The organism is Virgibacillus flavescens, assembly GCF_050574275.1.
In the GTDB taxonomy this organism is placed as follows: domain Bacteria; phylum Bacillota; class Bacilli; order Bacillales; family Amphibacillaceae; genus Virgibacillus_F; species Virgibacillus_F flavescens.
This window is the reverse complement of the sequence record NZ_CP192260.1, coordinates 1,627,597-1,647,124: the sequence shown is the minus strand read 5'-3', so window position 1 is coordinate 1,647,124 and position 19,528 is coordinate 1,627,597. Positions and strand designations below refer to the sequence as shown.

Genomic DNA, 19,528 nt, shown 5'->3' with positions numbered 1-19,528 from the left:
CTTATACCTGCATTTACTTTAAAACAATTATACTTTTCTTACGTTTTAATAAAACCCTGCAGGCGATTCTGAATAGCTGATTAACAGGTTTTTGGTCTGTTGATAATGATCCAGCATCATCAAATGGTTTTCCCGTCCGATACCAGACTTCTTGTAACCACCGAAAGCTGCGTGGGCAGGATATTGATGGTAACAGTTTGTCCAAACCCGTCCAGCTTGTATGCCTCGTCCAAATCGATAGGCTGTGTTAATGTTGCGCGTCCAAACACCGGCACCTAATCCATACAACGTGTCATTTGCAATTTCCATTGCCTCTTCCTTATCTTTGAACGTTGTAACCGAAAGTACTGGACCAAAGATCTCTTCCTGGAAAACACGCATCTTGTTGTTACCTTTGAAGATTGTTGGTTCAACATAGTAACCATTTTCCATATCGCCGTCTAACTTGTTCGTGTTACCGCCAACTAGTACTTCTGCGCCCTCTTGTTTACCAATATCCAAGTAAGACTGAATCTTTTCTAACTGTTCCTGGGACGCCTGTGCACCCATCATCGTATCTGTATCCAGCGGATGTCCAATTTTAATTTGTTTAACACGCTCAACTGCTCGCTGCATAAATTCATCGTAAATTGATTCATGAATTAATGCGCGGGATGGACATGTACATACTTCCCCCTGGTTAAGTGCAAACATTACTAATCCTTCAATCGCTTTATCTAAAAATCCGTCATCTGCATCCATTACATCTTCAAAGAATATATTTGGTGACTTACCACCAAGTTCAAGTGTTACTGGAATAATATTTTCTGAAGCATACTGCATAATTAAACGGCCGGTAGTTGTTTCTCCAGTGAAAGCGATTTTAGCAATTCGACTGTTTGAAGCCAATGGTTTCCCAGCTTCTACACCGAATCCATTAACAACATTTAATACGCCGGCTGGCAGCAGATCTTTAATCAAATCCAGTAGTACATGAATCGACGCTGGCGTCTGCTCAGCAGGTTTTAGTACAACACAGTTTCCAGCTGCGAGTGCTGGAGCCAATTTCCAAGTAGCCATTAAAATTGGAAAGTTCCACGGAATTATCTGACCGACGACACCTAGTGGCTCATGGAAATGATATGCTACTGTATCATTATCAATTTGACTGACTCCGCCTTCTTGAGCTCTTACTGCTCCTGCAAAATAGCGAAAGTGGTCAATCGCAAGCGGTATATCTGCTGCTAGTGTTTCGCGAACTGCTTTTCCGTTATCCCACGTCTCAGCAACTGCCAGCATTTCCAGGTTTTCTTCCATTCTATCAGCAATTTTGTTAAGAATATTTGCGCGATCTGCAACTGAGGTTTGTCCCCATTTTTCTGCAGCTTCGTGCCCTGCATCAATCGCAGCCTCGACGTCCTCTTTTGTAGATCTTGCAATCTCACAAAATACTTTTCCTGTGACAGGACTTACATTTTCAAAATATTTCCCTTTTGCTGGCGGTCTATATTCTCCACCTATAAAGTTATCGTACTTTTTCTTAAATGTTACCTTTGAACCATCTGTGTTCGGATTTGCATATTGCATGTGTTAATTCCTCCTCATTTTTTGTAACCGTTTACAATTTAAATGATGAAAAATCTAAGTGGTAAACTCTTCCATAATTATACCAACTTTATATGAATTGTTGCAACTATTTGACTTTTTAATTTTATTGACCCAACTTTCGCAGGGGACATAAATAGATGCTTCGTTGCCTTCATTTCATTACACAATATCTATATACTGCGAAGTAAGTAAATTTATTACCAAGAAATCTTCTAAAGCCGCCGTCCAGGATCGCTGCGGGCGGATGCTTTCCGCGGGAGTCACTGCCCTCTACTCACCAGGACTGGTAAAGCTTTCCCGTCTTTGTTTTTTCTTCAACTAGTTTATGTCGAAATAAACGTTCTATTAGGGAGGAAGTTAATGAACCTGCAACAGCTATTTTTGTCTAGAGATTGGAGCGGATGGCAGTCGACTCCTGCGGGAGGAAAGGCATAGGTGAGACCCCGGAGTTCATCAGCACGAGGAGGCTCACCAGCCGCCCGCGGAAAGCGACTGCCATCTGCGGAAATCTCGTTGCTGTCATATCGTATCATTCTCAAAGTGGTTTCCCTCTAATACGACTTAGTAACTAGCAGCATCTTTTAGGAATGGAGATACTTTTTTCAAAAAACAGAAAAAAACCTTAGACTGAGTGTCAGTCTAAGGTTTTCGTTAGCTAATAGCTATGCTGATTATGCATCTTTCTGCTTAAAAAGTAAAAAAGACGCCAACCAGACATCCTAAAATAATAATATATAAGCATAAAAAAGCAATATTTCATCATATTTAAAAGCATCTCAAGTAGCAATAATAAGCTTCAATCATGTTGTGACCCAGATTTTTAAAACTACTTTAATTCAGGAAGCATACGTGTTTCTTTTTCCATTGTAGATTGACAAAGCGGACATTTCGGAACTTCTTCAAAACTGTAAGATTCTCTCATCCATCCTTGACAGTCTTCACTTGAACAAGTCCACACTTCTGTTTCTACCTCTGGTAACGGCTCTTTTGGCCCACGAGAAAAAGACATCGAACATAACCCCTTTCATGATACTCTCTTTATTATACTCCATTTTTTCAGATAATGAAAGTAAGCGTCAAAATTAGAAGAAATCCGACAAATCTTATCAATCCAGTACAAACCGTTCAATTGCCTTGGCAACCCCGTCCTGATCATTTGTGTCAGTCTCAAAATCTGCAGCTTTCTTAATTGCTTCCTGTGCATTTCCCATAGCAATCCCAAGACCAGACTGCTGAATCATCATCATATCATTTAAACTGTCACCTGCGGCCATAACCTCGTCCATCGTGATACCCAGTTTCGCACAAACCTTGCTTAATGCGCTTCCTTTATGGACACCTTTAGGGTTTACTTCCAGATTATTTGGGTGTGAATTAGTTAATTCCAATTCATTATAATACGAAAGATCCTGAATCAGCTTTTCCAGATTTGCTGGTAAATGTGAGTCAAATCCAATTTTAAGCCATTTGTGTTCGGAAAAATCTTTAGGACGTTCTCCGCGCCAAACTGCATCTGTAGCGACCATCCAGCATCCCATATCATATTGGTTACCTAGATCCCACATCTTCTCCATCATTTCCGGTGCGATCGTGTGACGCTCGATTAATTCTTTTTCCATCGTCCAGATCTCTCCACCGTTACTCGTTACAAGGTACGAATTCAGCTCAAGAGACTCTGCGTAAGGATAACAGGAAGTCAACCAGCGGCCGGTGCTTATTACTACGTATACGCCTTTATCCATTGCCTGTTTAATCGCTGTACGTGTACGGTCAGTCACCGTTTCTTCGCTTGTAAGCAACGTTCCGTCCATATCAAGCGCTATTAGTTTAATTGGTTGTTCTTTTTGAGACATATTCATTCTCCTCCATACATTTATTTTGGTGATTCTTCCTCAACTAACCAGCGATCATACAATAAGGTTGTCAGGTAAGGTATTACTAATAGTCCAATCAGAATGAAAAACAGTAATTGAATATTAAACAGATCTACAACGATTCCACCAAGCAAGGGTCCAATCATACGTCCTGCTGCACCAACGCTGTTAACAAACCCCTGATAAAAACCCGCTCGTCCCTTAGGTGCTAAATCGTTTGCAAGGGTTGGAATTGCTGGCCATACAATCATCTCACCAATTGTTAAGATAACCATTGAAACAGCAAACAATGTAAATGCTTCAGCGAACATCGTGATAACAAAAGCGATAATTATAATGGAAACACCAATATATATTTGATTCTTCGTTGATGTTACTCTATCTGTAACTAATTTTAACAGAGGCTGACCTAAAACGATAAGGAAACCATTTATCGCCCATAACATGCTGTACTGCTCCAGCCCAATTCCAATATCCTGCGTATAAGATGCAATGGTTGATTGCCATTGACTATAAGCAATCCAGCACATCAAAAACCCGCTGCATATTATCAAAAGCGCTGTGAACGCAGACTTGTTCTTAATTTTCATATTCTGTTCAAATATGGTGGTATGCATTTGCCGATCCCGTTCTTTGTCCATTCCCCTGAAAGCGGTCAGAACGATTAATAAATACAATGCAAAAAATACTGCATTGGCAATGAAAATATATCGGAAAGAAATACTGGCAATATACCCACCAATCGAAGCACCTAGCGCCACACCCAAATTTTGGGCAACATAGATTGCATTAAATGCCCGTCTGCCCCCTTTTGGCCAGACAGAACCAGCCATTGCAAACATAACCGGCCATGTCATACCAGCTCCAAAACCTATTAATACAAGCATAATAGAATAAGGGACGATACTGTGATAAAAAGATAATGTTACTGAAGCTGAAAATGCAATTGACATGCCAATCAGCAGGGTTCGAAAAGCACTTATTTTATCAAACAGAATTCCACCGATTAAATTCCCGGCAATTGATGCTCCCTGATTAAACATCAAAATAAACCCCGCAAAAGCTAGACTTTTGCCGAGTTCGTTGTGCATATAAATCGTATTAAGCGGCCACAAAAACGAAGCCCCGGTTACGTTAATCGTCGTTGCTACCGCTAAAAGCCATATGTATTTAGGCATTGTTGTCATCTCGCTTTTCCCATGTAATCGTTCAAGCTATTTTATACGGTTTAAAGGAACTAAGCAATAGAATATTTTAATACCTATAAGAGGGAGGTCGGGGGAGACGAATGCCTGCCTGCTTTACTTGTGCGGCATCAGACTGCCCACCTCACTAATTAAGACGTAATACCATGATAAAAGGTTTCCAATTTGTGCAAATTAGCTTCACTTTTAGTTGCTTCAGCTTGTGCTTTCTCAATACTGACTGGATAAAAACGGAGAGTCCCATTTGGAATAAGTTGAGCAATTTTCGGCAAGTCAACTGACATAACTGTGCCGATCCGCGGATATCCGCCAGTCGTTTGACGATCGGCCATCAGTATAATTGGATTTCCGTTTCCAGTAATCTGAATACCTCCAAATGGAACAGGATCTGACCAAACTTCTGTCTGGTTTGGGACGAATGATTTTTCAGATTTCAATCGATAGCCCATTCGATTCGAGTTAGCGTCAATGACAAAGGTAGTTTCAAAAAAAGCACGTCTAACGTCTGTTGAAAAATTTTGTGTATGTGGTCCTTCTATTACACCAATTTCCACTTCACTTGAATAGTTAGGGATCGTTACTTCACCTAAAGACACACCAGCTCTTGCAGATGTTTTCTTTCCATGCAGCATCATCGACTCTTCCAGCTCACTTCCGAGTCTACTATTGAAGTCAGTGGATTTACTTCCAAAGAATTCCTGTACATCTAAACCACCTGCTACCGCAATATATGCGCGCATACCGGATTCCCTTTTTCCAAACGTTAAACGGTCACCTTCCACCATCCGATACGATTTCCACGTTTGAATAGGATGATTATTAATGGAAGGAGATAAATTTGCTCCGGTAATCGATATCGTGACAGGAGCTTTTGCCTCAAGCTCAGGTCCTATTAATGTTACTTCAATCGCAGCTTCAGCTCGTTTATTTCCTACTAGTATATTGGCAGCTTGTAATGCATACGTGTCCATCGCACCACTAACTGGCACACCGTAGCGCTGGTAGCCCATTCTCCCTATATCCTGAATAGTCGTTCGTATTCCTGGTTTAATAACCTGAAAAATTTCCTGATTTTGCATTGGCTCACCTCAGCTTTTGGTTCAAACTTAAATACTTAATTTAACGCTGTAATATCAACGCCGGCTTCATTCAACCCTTCGGATAATTTTCGTGCAAATTCTTCGGCACCTTTACTATCACCATGAATACACACGGTATTTGCCTCTGTCATGACACGCCTTCCATTAACCGCTTCGATATATCCTTCTTCCAATAATGTTTTCACCTGTTTTACCGCTTGATCCGTATTCACGATTAGAGCCGCGCTTTCTGTTCGTGGTGTAAGCGAACCGTTAGATTGATAGGTGCGATCGGCAAACACTTCTGAAGCTGTTTGCAGACCCATCTGACGCCCTGTTGAAATTAATAATCCACCTGACAAACCAAATAGTATAAGTCCAGGGTTAACATCGTAAACTGCTTTGACAATCGATTCGGCAACCTCTTCGTCCTTAGCTGCTAAGTTATACAGTGCGCCGTGAGGTTTTACGTGCTTCATCTCCAAACCATTAACTCTGCACAGTGCTGCAAGTCCACCAATCTGATAAACTACTAACCGATAAATCTCTGTTGGTGAAAGATCCAGCTCCCGACGACCAAAACCCTCTCTGTCCGGGTATCCAGGGTGCGCTCCAACCGCGACACCATATTTTTTTGCCAGTTTGACAGTAGCATCCATCGTATTATAATCTCCAGCATGCGCTCCGCAAGCAACATTAGCAGAAGTAATATAAGGCATCACTGATTCATCTGTACTTAATCCTTCTCCCATGTCACAGTTTATATCAATTGATATTTTACTCATCTACTCTCACCATCCATTGATTCAACGTCTATTTCATATATGCCTTTTTCAATATCACGGCATATTTGCTCGTATTCCTGATTTGTGACTGCATTAAATTTAATAGAATCGCCTGCTCTGAATAAAAATGCTGCTTCTTTATCCTTATCAAACAATTGCAGCGGCGTACGACCGATAATATTCCAGCCGCCTGGTGATTCTAATGGATAAATACCTGTTTGCTGATCAGCAATTCCAACAGAACCTGCGGCTATTTTATCACGTGGTGTTTCCAGTCTTGGGGCAGCAATACTATTTATCATCCCACCTAAATAAGGAAAGCCGGGCAGGAAACCAAGCATGTACACAAGGTAGACCGGTTCCTGATGCATTTTTATAACGTCGTGTATAGAATGGTTATGATACTCTCCTACCCGCTTTAAATCTGGTCCATATTCTCCACCATACACAACTGGAACATGGATTAACCTGGCAGAGTTAGTTTTCCCTTCGAATTCCCAAGCATGTAATTCCTCGATTTTTTCCTTTATATCTTGATAAAGAATGATACGAAAATCATAGTAGATTGCCACAGAATCATAAGCAGGAACCCATTCCGATACTCCTTCAATTGGCCGTAACGTAAGCTTTTGACAAAAATACTGAATCTCCCTGTTTAATTCAGGCGAGACTTCCTTTTGGAACTGCACTTTTATTCCACTGTCCCCCAGTGGCTGTATAGAAATACCCATTTCGCACTCGCTCCTTCTACAAAAAGAATAGCATAAAGACTAGCATAAATTCGAATAGTATATGAAAGCGGTAACAGTTATCGCTTGTTGATTTTTCGTACTATTTGTATAATAAACAAAACATCAAACAATACTTGAGGAGGAAAATTATGATTGCAACGACGTGGAATTGGTTATGGGACAAACATGATCAGGCAAAAGATTTACTGAGCTTTTTTGTTCGTCCGAATTCGTCTAATCTTAGTAACGAAAAGACAGATTCAACTACCAATTCAAACGGTGGTGACGGTAACAAAAGAAGTTACAAAAAGCCACAATTAATTGGACTTTTTCTTGGACCTCTTCTATTTATATTAACATTAACACTTTTTTCACCTGACGGACTATCCGGCGAGGGTAAAGCTATCTTAGCAAGTACGATCTGGATTGCAACGTGGTGGATGACCGAAGCAATTCCGATCCCAGTAACATCGCTTCTTCCAATCGTTCTATTTCCAGTTACTGGAGGATTAAACATTGGTGAAACGACAGCCTCGTATGGAGATGACACAATATTTCTATTCATGGGTGGATTTATGATTGCCCTGGCAATGGAAAAATGGAACCTTCATAAACGAATTGCCTTAACGATTATACAAGCGATAGGCACCAATACAGATCGCATTATACTAGGTTTCATGGTTGCAACAGGGTTTTTATCCATGTGGATTTCAAACACCGCTACTGCAATGATGATGGTTCCAATTGGACTTGCTATTATCTATCAAGTTTCTGAGGCATTAAAAGACGATAGTTCAGTAGACACGTCAAAGGAGAACTTTGGGTTTGGTAAAGCGTTGATGCTTGGTATTGCTTATTCGGCATCTTTAGGAGGAATCAGTACATTAATAGGTACCCCTCCAAATACAGCTTTAGCCGCTGCCATTGATAAGCTTTATGGAGTAGAATTATCGTTCGCAAAATGGATGCTTTTCGGTGTTCCGATTTCATGGATTTTTATTATGATCGCCTGGGTTTATCTGGTAAAGATTGCATTTCCGCTTAAAGTGAAAAAACTGCCAGGTGGTAAAGAGCTGATTCAAGCAGAGAAAAAGAAACTGGGCGCTCCTTCTTTTGAAGAGAAAGCAGTATTTACTATTTTTGTACTTGCTGCATTAGCGTGGATGACACGTTCATTTGTACTTGTACTCATCAGTGAGAACATCAATGATGCTGTCATCGCAATGACATTTGCCATCATTCTATTCATTATTCCATCCATTAATAAAAAAGGTGACCATCTGCTGGATTGGGATACTGCAGTTAAACTTCCTTGGGGAATTCTCCTGCTGTTTGGTGGAGGTCTTGCTATTGCTGCAGGATTTGTTTCGTCCGGTTTATCGGAATGGATTGGAAATCAATTAAGTGCTCTGCAGGGAGTTAATATTTTCCTTGTTATGTTAGTAGTAGCAACACTTGTTATTTTCCTAACGGAGTTAACGTCGAATACCGCGACTGCTTCGATGATGTATCCAATTATGGCATCACTGGCACTTGCGTTAAACATTCATCCTTATGCAGTTATGATTGTCGCTGCAGTGGCAGCTTCATGTGCGTTTATGTTGCCTGTTGCAACACCGCCGAATGCTGTTGTGTTTGGTTCTGGTTATTTGAGGATACCGGATATGGCTAAGGCTGGTGTGTTTTTGAATATTGTTGGTATTATTTTAGTGACGGTTGCGGTTTATTTCTATCTTCCATTAGTGTGGGGGATCGATCTTACAACGTTACCAGAGTCGTTTAAATAGGTCATTGTGTTTACTGTAAAAGTTAGTACTGAATTGGGGGGATTTACCTTTCGCATCTTCGAATATACGGAGCGCATCTTAAGGCGATTGTTGATCCTCCTCGGACTACCATCATGGCCACTGAAAAAGTTACATGTAATACAAAATAAAGTGGATCTAAGATCGCATCTTCGAATATACTTCGCTTTCCGTGGGCACGGCTTCAGTCTCCTCGGATAAGCAAAGACCGCTTTCCTGCGGGGCCTTCAGCTCGCGCTGTTCCCACAGGAGTCTCGTAAATTCGAAGATGCTAGGTTAAGGTGTGAAGATAAATTTTAAAAATCTACCCTTTTTCAGTGACTTTCTCTTGCTTCCCGTAGGATAAGGAAGGCTACCCTGAAAAGACATCGCACAAAGAAAAAGTGCTTTTCTTTTTCGAGGAGTCTTCGTATATTCGAAGATGCTAGGTTAAGCTCTGTAATAAATTTATTAAATCTATTACTCTTTGAACAAATGGGTCATAAGACTAATTATAAAAAGTCTTTATAAGCTAAAAAACGATGGATTAATGTCCATCGTTTTTTTTGTTGGCTAAGTGGTTTGATAGTATTCTTACTATAATGGTATAGATAATTGGTACGCTTCCGGCTGTGAGGACGAGGCCGGTCCAGCCGAGTGAACTGTATAAGGGGCCCACTGCTGTGCTGCCGACTGCCACTCCAATATAGTAGGAAACAAGGTATAAGCTGGATGCACTACCCTTATGATGGGTTGCTTGTTCGCTTACCGATGCTGCTGACAGGGAATGCGCTGTAAAAAAGCCAAGGCAGCTAAGGCATAGCCCGATGATGAGAATAAATAATGTACCACTTAAAGTTAAAAATACTCCGAATCCCATGGTAATAATACCTGCAATTCTTACCGGACGTAAACCAAACTTCCCTGCCATCCACCCGGCAAATGGGGACCCGATTACACCGAGGCCATATGCAAAAAAAGTATAGGATATAAATTGCAGTGACAAGGAGAATGGTGGTCCTTGTAAATAAAACGGAAGATAGGTCCACATACCAGTAAAGGACAGCTGTAGAATTATACCAAGTCCAAAGACCAATAGTAAGGAAGGATTTTTTAAATGAAATAAAAATCCTTCCATGTCCTTTGAAAAGGACAGATTACTGGGCTCGAATTTCGTGGAACCTGGCAGCATGACGAAGACAGTAATTAATACAACAACTCCAACCGACGCCAGAAAATAAAAGGAAGCTTCCCATGAATAGAAATCAGTTATGTAGCCTGTTAGAACCCTTCCCATCATTCCCCCAAGTGCATTACTCGAAATATATAATGCCATTGCAACGCTTACACTTCGTCGATCAATTTCCTCGCTAATGTATGCAAGTGATGCCGCTGGCAGCCCCGCTAAGGCAAAACCCTGGATGAAACGTAAAACCAGAAGCATGAAAAATGAATCCATTAACGGTATCAGAAAGAACGGAATAATAGAGCCAACTAAGGCGAATTTAATATAGAAGGTTCTTCCATTCCGGTCAGATAAGAAACCGAGCACAATTAAACCGATAATAAGACCAGTAATCGTCAGCGATATCGATAAACTGGATGTAGAGACTGATACACCAAATTGTTCTACAAACACTGGAAGAAGCGGCTGAACGGCATACATACTCGCAAAAATGAAAAAAGAAGCAAACGCTAAACTCATGGTTATTTTCCAGAAATAAAAGTCCTTTATTGAATACTGCATATGTTCACATCCATTCTAGTTTCGGCATCTTCTCTTTCGACATAATTCGTTCTTTCTAATATAGCATATTTGATTAATAGACTTTTAAAAAAGCGTTTTATTAATTCGCTGAATTATACAACTTCTTTGTATAAGAAAAAAGACATCTATTATTCTACATAAAGTTTCATTTTTTTCCGATAAGAATGAAAGAACACACAAAATTCGCTTGAAAGGTGATATGGATGAAACGAAACAAAAAGATTGTGCCAGAAAAACAAAAGCAAGCAAAAAAAGGAAAGCAAGCACGTGGTTCACTGCAACGCCAGATTTTAGTGCCATTTTTATTATTAATTATAATTGCTGGAGCGGTGATTGCGTATACAAGTTATAAGCTTAGTTCAGAAGCAATGGTAGATCAAATGGCAAACAGTGTGGAGAAACAAACAACAAATTTGAACGATACATTTAATGTATTTTTTTCCAATACAGAAAGCATTGTGAACCGCTTTTCAGGAAATGATTTGTTCACTACATATACACCTGATAAGCGTTCTGAATTACTTAATTACTTAGGTGAAACAAGAGAAGCAAACGCTAATATCGCAAACCTCTATGCGGGTATAAAAGAATCGGGTGAGACTATTATTTACCCGGAAGTTGAACTTGGAGACTTCGATCCGCGGTCAAGTTCATGGTTTAAGAAAGCAGCTGATGCTGAAGGAGAAGTAATCTGGACAGAACCTTACATAGACACAGCGACAAAACAAATGATTATCACAGCGGCTAAAGCATTTTATGATAACGGTGAACTTGTCGGGGTTACTGGCGCTGATATCTACGTAGATACACTCATTGAGATGACGAGTAAAATAAAAGTTGGAAAATCCGGATACGCCATGATTATTGGCCGCGATGGTAACTTTGTCGCTCACCCGGATGAAACTTTAGTTGGTACTAGTGCTGATCAGCAGCCATACTTTGAAAAACTTCAAAGCAGTGAAAACAATGGAATACTTGAATACCAGGCAGAAGGTGCCAATCGAATTCTAGGCTATACGACGAACAGTAAAACTGGCTGGGTGATTGGTGAAACGGTTTTTGAACAGGACTTTCAAGATGAAGCAAAATCAATTTTACTGCCAATTATTATTACAGTTTTGATTATTGTTCTGTTAGCAGTAATCATATCTTATTTTACAACAAAACGAATCACTAAACCGATTAAGCAGCTGCAATCTACAATGAAAGATGTTGAAGCTGGAAACTTACTTGCGAAAACGAATGTTAAAAAGAACAATGAAATTGGTTTACTAGCACAGAGCTTTGAAAATATGCTTCAGCAAATGCGAAGTATGATGATCAATATTAAAGACGTGTCATTCAATGTTTCAGAGGCGTCCCAGACATTGGTTGCGAGCGCTGAAGAAAATACAGCTTCCTCAAATGAAGTCTCGACAACGATGGAACAAATTGCATCAGGCGCTGGTGACCAATCTGAAATGATGGAACAGAATGCTAGTGCAACTGAAAAATTATCAAGTCTCTTAAAAGAAATTGAATCGTACAATCAAAAAGTTTTTGATGAAGCAATGGTGATGAATGAGATATCTGAAAAAGGCTCAACCATTGTGAAGCAGCTCAACAAACAATCGACCGAAACTGGGGAAATGACTTCAGAAGTTGTTCGCGCAATTAAGTCGCTTAATACAAAATCCACAAATATTAATGATATTGTTTCAAAAATCGCGGATATTGCGAGTCAAACAAACCTGCTTGCATTAAACGCTGCGATTGAAGCTGCTCGTGCGGGTGAAAACGGACGCGGTTTCGCGGTAGTAGCCGACGAGGTAAGGAAGCTGGCTGAGCAATCTGAGAGTGCGCTAGGCGATATTTCTATCTTAATCGAAGAAATGCAAACGGAGACGAAGAACACGGTGTCGCTGGTTGGTAAAACAAATGATGTGATTCAAACACAGTCCGAGTCAGTAAATCAAACGGAACATGCTTTCACAACGATTCAGTCAACCATTCAGACGAATAACGAACTGATTGAAAAAGTAATGGGAACGATGAAAACAATTATAAATCAGGAACAAATTATTTCCAAAAACACACAAAACATCGCGTCCATTAGTCAGGAAACAGCTGCAGGGACAGAAGAAATATCTGCATCAATTGAACAGCAAACCGCTTCGATGGAACAATTAAACCATCTAGCTGAGGAGTTGGAAAACTACTCCATGCAAATGCAGGAGCAGATTAGCAAATTCAAAATTGATGAAAAAGGATAATTAACTATTCAAGCCACACGCCATTTTTATTAGCGTGTGGCTTTTTTATTAGACGCTTTCTGCTTACAGGTCTAAAATAGAAATAATATCTAGCGATTAGGAGGGGGATTCAAATGAAAACAATTGGTTTGATTGGTGGGATGAGCTGGGAATCCTCAGCAGAGTACTACCGGATTATAAACAGGAAAGTCGCTGCTCAACTCGGTGGACTAGCATCAGCAACATGCATTCTGTACAGTGTGAATTTTGAGGAAATCGAACAGCTTCAGCGCAACAATGAATGGGGAAAAGCCGCTTCGATTATAAGTGATGCAGCAGGTAAGCTGGAAGCGGCCGGTGCTGATTGTGTACTAATTTGCACGAATACGATGCATAAAATAGCCGACCATGTTCAGGAAGCGTTAACCGTTCCTTTACTTCATATCGGCAGTGCAACGGCTGCAGCTATCCGTTCTGATAATCGAACAAAGGTTGGTTTACTTGGGACGCGCTATACAATGGAGGAAGATTTTTACCAGGAGAGGCTAAACGATCAAGGAATTCAAGTTGTAACACCAGACCAATCTGATAGAACTGAATTGAACCGCATCATATTTGAAGAGCTTTGTCAAGGGAAGTTTCTGCCCGAATCAAAAAAGAAAATACAAGCAATGATTGAAGATCTACGGGAAAATGGTGCCCAGGCGATTGTTTTGGGCTGTACGGAAATTCCGCTTATCATTAAAGATGCAGACAGTCCGTTACCAATCTACAGCACCATGGAGATTCATGCTGCTAAAGCTGTGGAATTTGCGTTAAGTTAATCCGTTGTTATATCAAAAAAGTTGGACACCCCTTAATAATGGAGTGTCCAACCACTTTACTACTGCTGATTTAGAATTCGTCCAGCCAATGCGTACAATACTACCGTCGACACGAAATGTGACGAATTGTCATTTGCATCCTGCTGCGGATATACTTCCACATAGTCCATTCCGCGAATGCCGAGTTTCGCAAATTCATGAACAAGCTCGACTAGTTCATAAGATGTTAATCCGTTTCCGTCGACTGGTCCACCTGGATTAAATGCGAAGTCGAGTACATCACTGCAAATACTCAAATAAACAGCTTCAGTGCCCTCACTTGCAATTTTATACGCATCACGAGCTAATTCAACTAGATTCTTGGACTGTCTAATTTGCCGTGCTGATATCGTTGTTGCTCCAACTTCTTCCGCATATCTGCCAGTTTCCGGCTTGTTTCTAGGTCCATGGATCCCCATATGCACGATGCTTTCGTTCCGCACACTTTCACTTTCATAAATCCGATGAAATGGTGTGCTTCTCGCATACAAATCTCCATCTTGATCTGGATGGTTATCGTAATGGGCATCTAAATGAATGATACCAACTTTACCATCGATTTCTTTGCTCAATGCATGGACGATCGGATACGTTACGCCATGATCTCCGCCGAACGCTACTGGAAATTTTTCTGTTTTCCACACTTTGCTTGCGAAATTTTCAATTCGGCGCATGGTCTCTTTAGTATCAGCTGGAACCACATCCACGTCACCTAAATCTCCAAACGTATAATGTTCGTTAACGTCGATATGATTAAGTTCTGGTAAATATCCTGAATAACGTGCTGAATTAAGACGAATTACTTTAGGGCCAAGTTCACAGCCTGTGTAATCTCCCCATGTTACTGATCCTTCCCATGGGACGCCGTAGACTAATACGTCGCGGTCATTCGTGCTGTCATCTTCCAAGTTAACTTTTTTACCGCCTAAGTAACACGGTGTATTTCCGTAAATCATTTCCTGTTTCATACTACGATCACTCCTAGGTTTATAATCGTTGTGCTATTACTATTGTCCCAAAAAATAGGTTTGGTTACAATTTATTAGAGTAACTATTTTTTTGTGTGGAAACGGGTACTCACTTTTTATGATATAGAAAATTTAACATGAAATACGAATTAAGTTGATCTACGATCGCATCTTCGAATTTACTTCGCTTTCCGCGGGCACGGCTTCAGTCTCCTCGAGAAACCCACTCTGCGGGGCCTTCAGACTCGTGCTGTTCCCGCAGGAGTCTCGTAAATTCGAGATGCTAGGTTGAGGTGAAAAAGTTAAATTTTAAAATCTACCTCGTTTCCATACTGCAGATTCTTTAATGGTTTGCTAATCTCACTTTGATTATACTGTTATCTCTTTATAAAAAAATCCACTGTCCAGGTTAGCTTAGCTGGTCAGTGGATTTTTTACATCGGTTTAATCTCTGATTGCTTGATCGAATTCTGCTTTGACATCTGGGTGTGCTTGGCCAGTGAGGCTGACGAGCCAGATGACTAGGCATGATAGGAAGAATCCTGGTACGAGTGAGTAGAGGCCTCCGACTCCAAGTGCGGTGGCGATTGCCGGGTAAATTTCCCATAGAATTACGGTTACTCCACCAACTATCATCCCTAGTAATACACCTAAACCAGTTGTTCTTCTCCACCATAATGCGAATACAACAGCTGGGCCAAAAACGGCTCCAAAGCCAGCCCATGCGTACGACACAATACCTAACACACTTTGACTTCCGGTGAGTGCGATTACAAGCGCAATTGCCGCAATACCAAGTGTCGCAAATCGTCCAACCCACATTAATTCTTTGGGAGAAGCATTTTTACGGACAAATGGTTTATAGAAATCTTCCGCTAGTGCGCTACATGCTACAACAAGTTGTGAGTCCATCGTGCTCATAATTGCTGCAAGTACAGCTGCTAACAGGAATCCAGCAATCCATGGATTGAATAAAGCTTGGATTAACAGGATAAAGACTTGTTCCGGATCGTTCAAGGCAGGTTCGAAATACGCGATACCTGCTAGTGCTACAAAAATGGCTCCAAGTAATGAAATACCGATCCAGATCATAGCAATCATTTTTGCTTTAGGTACATCTTTTGCACTTCGGATACCCATAAATCTTGCAATAATATGCGGTTGACCAGGATAACCAAGACCCCACGCAAGCAAGGAAATAATCGTTATAAATCCAGCAGTTCCAGCGCTTTGCCATAGATCACCAGTTCCAAAGTCAGAAGTAACATTTTGAGTAACGTATAGTAAATCAGGGTTTATCGAAGACAACTTAGTCCATAAGCCCGACAGACCTCCAAGACTACCCCATATCACATAAATTGGTGCAACAACTAACGCCAAAAACATGAGTGTACCTTGAATGAAATCCGTATAACTGGCAGCAAGGAAACCACCCAGGAATGTATATGCTATAACTACTAGCGCTCCTACCCAGACACCTGTTGTAAAGTCCATTCCGTCAAAAATGGAAACGAACAATTTACCACTGGCAACTAAGCCTGAAGCAACGTAAATCATATAAAAAATAAGTATAAATAGAGCTGAAACTACCCGTAATGAATGACTTTTATCACGAAACCGATTCTCCAGAAATTCCGGCAGTGTAACCGAATCATTCGAAACTTCGGTGTACCTGCGTAACCGTTGAGCAATAAACTGCCAGTTCAAGTATGCACCTACAGCCAGTCCAAGCCCAATCCACATACCGCTGATACCGGATGCATATACAGCACCTGGAAGCCCCAGCAATAACCAGCCGCTAAAGTCACTAGCTTGGGCAGATAACGCTGCCACCCATGGATTTAAACTTCTTCCACCAAGAATATAGTCGGAAAGTGAACTAGTTCGTTTATACGTCCACAATCCAATTACAAGCATACCTAGACAATAGACGGAGAATGTAATAATAGCTTCCATTTGTTAATCACGTCTCCTTTCAAATAAAAAGGTAATCACTCCAAGTATCATCAACGCCGTTATGGGAACATAAAGCCAAAACCATGAAACAAATGGTAAAGAGTCCATACTTTCTACCTCCTAGTTTTTTGAATTGTTACTATTGTACTAAATATTATAACAAATATTGGATTTATTACAAAATAATATCTGAATTTTACACTTTATTAAAACTCTAAGATATACTCTAAACTTTTTTAAAAGAGAAAATCGCACCGGGTAAGCGGCGCGATTAATGTGGGGAAATGCAGTTACACAGATAATAATTCCATGAAAGCAACATCTTATATTTATACCGAGGTATTGAACGACAATTTTACAAATGGTTATTATCGTTTTAAATGGGAACTTAGTTGTATTTCCCAGGCAATATAGGCTAACTGTCAAAAAATGGAGTGTACTTACCAGTCAATTAGTCAACTTTTGCAACCAGCTTAATTTTTTATATAGTTAAAAACCCTATTTCTGATGAATTCTTTCTATTTAGTTTCTCTATTTATCAGTAACGTTACATACTAGCTCAGAAAAAATATGCGTATATACCCATTTCCATCGATTAACAGCCATAACGGAATGTATCGATTTTGGATCCTTCCAACCAACTGTATTGTTTTGAAGCATTGATTGGCGAAACTGGATCTGTTCGCGGACGGCCAAGGAATTCTTTTTCTTCATTTCCACAAGGATAGATTCGATATAATCGTCTGCAAAAATTAAAAATGCTTCATTTCCTTGGTCAAATACGCGATACGTTGTCCATAGCAAGTATAAGCCTTCTTCGTAATAATGATTATGCGGTTGTTTAATATGTAGTTTACGAAGTTTACTAGCAATCCGTTTTTCACATTCATCCAAAACATCATAAAACAACATTTTTTTATTCATTATCTCTACCATTTCCCCATACCCCTTAGCAGCTGTGTGTTACAAAAGTAATGTGAATATATACCTATTATTCAGACTTGTCAAGACTTTCTGACCAAAGTCGGTAGATACCTGTATTTTAACTCTTAATTTACAGGGACTTATCTTGTCGATACTAAACTAATGATGTCGAATTATGTAATAACTATTCGGTTTTTTCAGTCATTTTGTCACTATTTACTCAGATGTGAATTTTTTGTGACAAATTAGCGTTTATACTTCAGTTAGGAAAGGAAAGTAATTCTTCTTTTCATTTGTTAAGTTTGTGGTATACTATAGGTACAAATGTGCATATAATAATTAGACCACAGCTGCAACTGTGGCCTATCGACAAGCGTTCCCCCAGGGGATCAGCTATCCAATCTGAATAGACCTCCTCCAATCAACTTTTCATCGGGTTAATAGGGAGGTCTATTTTTTATTGATCATTTTTTCAACAAGTGTCAGCAGACCAGTCAGAAATGTTCCAAACCCGAACAGAACCATAAACACCTCGAAAATGCTCAAAGGCATCACCCCCTTAGGGCTAGCCGACCACTCCTAAAAGAAGCTTATCTAATTGATAGTATAGCACAAATCATACCAATTAAACCACAAAAATACGAACAAATGTTTGGTTTTTTGAGGGTGTGCATTTTTTTGTATGCCCTTTTAAAATTGTATGTTTGGACTGTATAGTTTGATTGGTGGCTAGTATTTCGGTTGGAGTGGACAGTATTTTGATTACCCGCTTGTATTCCACACACATCCGCCTGTATCCCGAACTGCGCAACCGCACGCAACCACCTCACCAAATTAACCTACAAAAAAAGGTGCGCTAATCAATCCAGCGCACCCTCCTTCATTTAATTAAGATCCAGCAAGTATATGGAAGCCTGAATCGACGTGCAGCACTTCGCCAGTAACCCCGCGGGCCATTTCGCTTAATAAAAATAGCGTTGCATCCCCTACTTGGTCCTGATCAATATGACGACGTAGTGGAGCTTTTTCTTCTATTATAGATAATTTATCGTTAAATCCGGAAACACCTTTTGCTGACAGGGTCCGGACAGGTCCTGCTGAAACTGCGTTGACGCGAATTCCTGCTGGTCCAACGTCTTCAGCTAAGTAACGCACGCTAGCTTCAAGCGCAGCTTTTGCTACTCCCATGACGTTGTAGTTTTTTACTACTTTTTCTGCTCCGAGATAAGTCTGTGTAACGATTCCGCCACCCTCGGTCATAATCTTGCGTGCTTCTCTTGTCACGGCAACCAGTGAGTAGGAGCTGATATCCTGTGCCATCAGATAACCTTTTCGGGACGTTTCCACAAAATCTCCGTTCAGATCATCGCGGTCAGCAAAGGCAACCGAGTGTACGACACCGTGAATAACGTCAACCTTTTCGCCGATTTCTTTAAATGCAGCGGCGATACTTTCGTCGTCGGCTACATCACATGATACCAATAAGGAATCATTAATATCGTTTTCGTTTAACAGTCTTTCCAATTTCTTTTTAGAACGTTCCTGGCGGTTTGTGAAAATCAGATTCGCTCCGGCATTATGCAAAGCTTTTGCAATGCCCCAGGCGATACTTCTGTTGTTCGCCACTCCCATTACGACAATATTCTTTCCGTTCATTAATCCGTTCATATATGTACCTCCATAAATTTACTGCATGTGTAATGCATTACACGTATGTCTATATTGTAATACATTTCACCGTAAAAGTATAAGCGTTACATAGGAAAAGTTCAT

The 19,528-nt window shown here is 40.3% G+C and carries 16 protein-coding genes; 3 read left to right on the top strand and 13 right to left on the bottom strand.

The window, feature by feature from the left end:
• Positions 1-45 precede the first annotated feature (45 nt).
• The 7 genes from adh to pxpB form a co-directional block, all read right to left on the bottom strand.
• Positions 46-1,566, bottom strand: coding sequence for an aldehyde dehydrogenase (gene adh, locus VBD025_RS07740; protein WP_430790917.1), 1,521 nt, complete (start codon positions 1,564-1,566; stop codon positions 46-48).
• 847 nt (positions 1,567-2,413) lie between these two features.
• Positions 2,414-2,596, bottom strand: a complete 183-nt coding sequence (locus tag VBD025_RS07735; protein ID WP_430790915.1) for a cold-shock protein — start codon at positions 2,594-2,596, stop codon at positions 2,414-2,416.
• Between the two features lie 97 nt (positions 2,597-2,693).
• Entirely contained in the window at positions 2,694-3,446 is a 753-nt protein-coding gene (locus VBD025_RS07730; RefSeq protein WP_430790913.1) for a Cof-type HAD-IIB family hydrolase, read from the bottom strand.
• Between the two features lie 14 nt (positions 3,447-3,460).
• Complete coding sequence (locus VBD025_RS07725) at positions 3,461-4,648, bottom strand: MDR family MFS transporter (protein ID WP_430790911.1); 1,188 nt, start codon at positions 4,646-4,648, stop codon at positions 3,461-3,463.
• 149 nt (positions 4,649-4,797) lie between these two features.
• Positions 4,798-5,745, bottom strand: coding sequence for a biotin-dependent carboxyltransferase family protein (locus tag VBD025_RS07720; RefSeq protein WP_430790909.1), 948 nt, complete (start codon positions 5,743-5,745; stop codon positions 4,798-4,800).
• 35 nt (positions 5,746-5,780) lie between these two features.
• Entirely contained in the window at positions 5,781-6,530 is a 750-nt protein-coding gene (locus VBD025_RS07715) for a 5-oxoprolinase subunit PxpA (protein WP_430790907.1), read from the bottom strand.
• Positions 6,527-7,261, bottom strand: coding sequence for a 5-oxoprolinase subunit PxpB (gene pxpB / locus VBD025_RS07710; RefSeq protein WP_430790905.1), 735 nt, complete (start codon positions 7,259-7,261; stop codon positions 6,527-6,529). Before pxpB ends, VBD025_RS07715 begins: the two co-directional genes overlap by 4 nt.
• A 149-nt stretch (positions 7,262-7,410) precedes the next feature.
• Here pxpB and VBD025_RS07705 point away from each other — a divergent pair, with 149 nt between their 5' ends.
• On the top strand, positions 7,411-9,048 hold the full coding sequence (locus VBD025_RS07705) for an SLC13 family permease (RefSeq protein ID WP_430790903.1): 1,638 nt from the start codon (positions 7,411-7,413) through the stop codon (positions 9,046-9,048).
• 544 nt (positions 9,049-9,592) lie between these two features.
• On the opposite strand, the gene VBD025_RS07700 is transcribed toward VBD025_RS07705, so the two are convergent.
• On the bottom strand, positions 9,593-10,792 hold the full coding sequence (locus VBD025_RS07700; RefSeq protein ID WP_430790901.1) for an MFS transporter: 1,200 nt from the start codon (positions 10,790-10,792) through the stop codon (positions 9,593-9,595).
• A 224-nt stretch (positions 10,793-11,016) separates the two neighbouring features.
• On the opposite strand from VBD025_RS07700, the gene VBD025_RS07695 reads away from it, so the two are divergent.
• Entirely contained in the window at positions 11,017-13,065 is a 2,049-nt protein-coding gene (locus VBD025_RS07695; protein ID WP_430790899.1) for a methyl-accepting chemotaxis protein, read from the top strand.
• Positions 13,066-13,178: 113 nt separating this feature from the next.
• Complete coding sequence (locus tag VBD025_RS07690; protein ID WP_430790897.1) at positions 13,179-13,868, top strand: aspartate/glutamate racemase family protein; 690 nt, start codon at positions 13,179-13,181, stop codon at positions 13,866-13,868.
• Positions 13,869-13,927: 59 nt separating this feature from the next.
• On the opposite strand, the gene VBD025_RS07685 is transcribed toward VBD025_RS07690, so the two are convergent.
• The 5 genes from VBD025_RS07685 to fabI all read right to left on the bottom strand — a co-directional run bounded on the left by VBD025_RS07685 (position 13,928) and on the right by fabI (position 19,423).
• Entirely contained in the window at positions 13,928-14,875 is a 948-nt protein-coding gene (locus tag VBD025_RS07685) for an agmatinase family protein (RefSeq protein WP_430790895.1), read from the bottom strand.
• A 444-nt stretch (positions 14,876-15,319) separates the two neighbouring features.
• The gene (gene putP / locus VBD025_RS07680) at positions 15,320-16,831 is read right to left on the bottom strand and encodes a sodium/proline symporter PutP (protein WP_430790893.1); all 1,512 of its coding nucleotides are present in this window, start codon (positions 16,829-16,831) and stop codon (positions 15,320-15,322) included.
• Between the two features lie 531 nt (positions 16,832-17,362).
• Entirely contained in the window at positions 17,363-17,767 is a 405-nt protein-coding gene (locus VBD025_RS07675; RefSeq protein WP_430790891.1) for a hypothetical protein, read from the bottom strand.
• Positions 17,768-18,205: 438 nt separating this feature from the next.
• A complete protein-coding gene (locus tag VBD025_RS07670; protein ID WP_430790889.1) occupies positions 18,206-18,301 on the bottom strand; it encodes a putative holin-like toxin in 96 nt (31 codons plus the stop codon).
• Between the two features lie 342 nt (positions 18,302-18,643).
• Entirely contained in the window at positions 18,644-19,423 is a 780-nt protein-coding gene (fabI, locus tag VBD025_RS07665; RefSeq protein ID WP_430790887.1) for an enoyl-ACP reductase FabI, read from the bottom strand.
• Between the last annotated feature and the right edge of the window lie 105 nt (positions 19,424-19,528).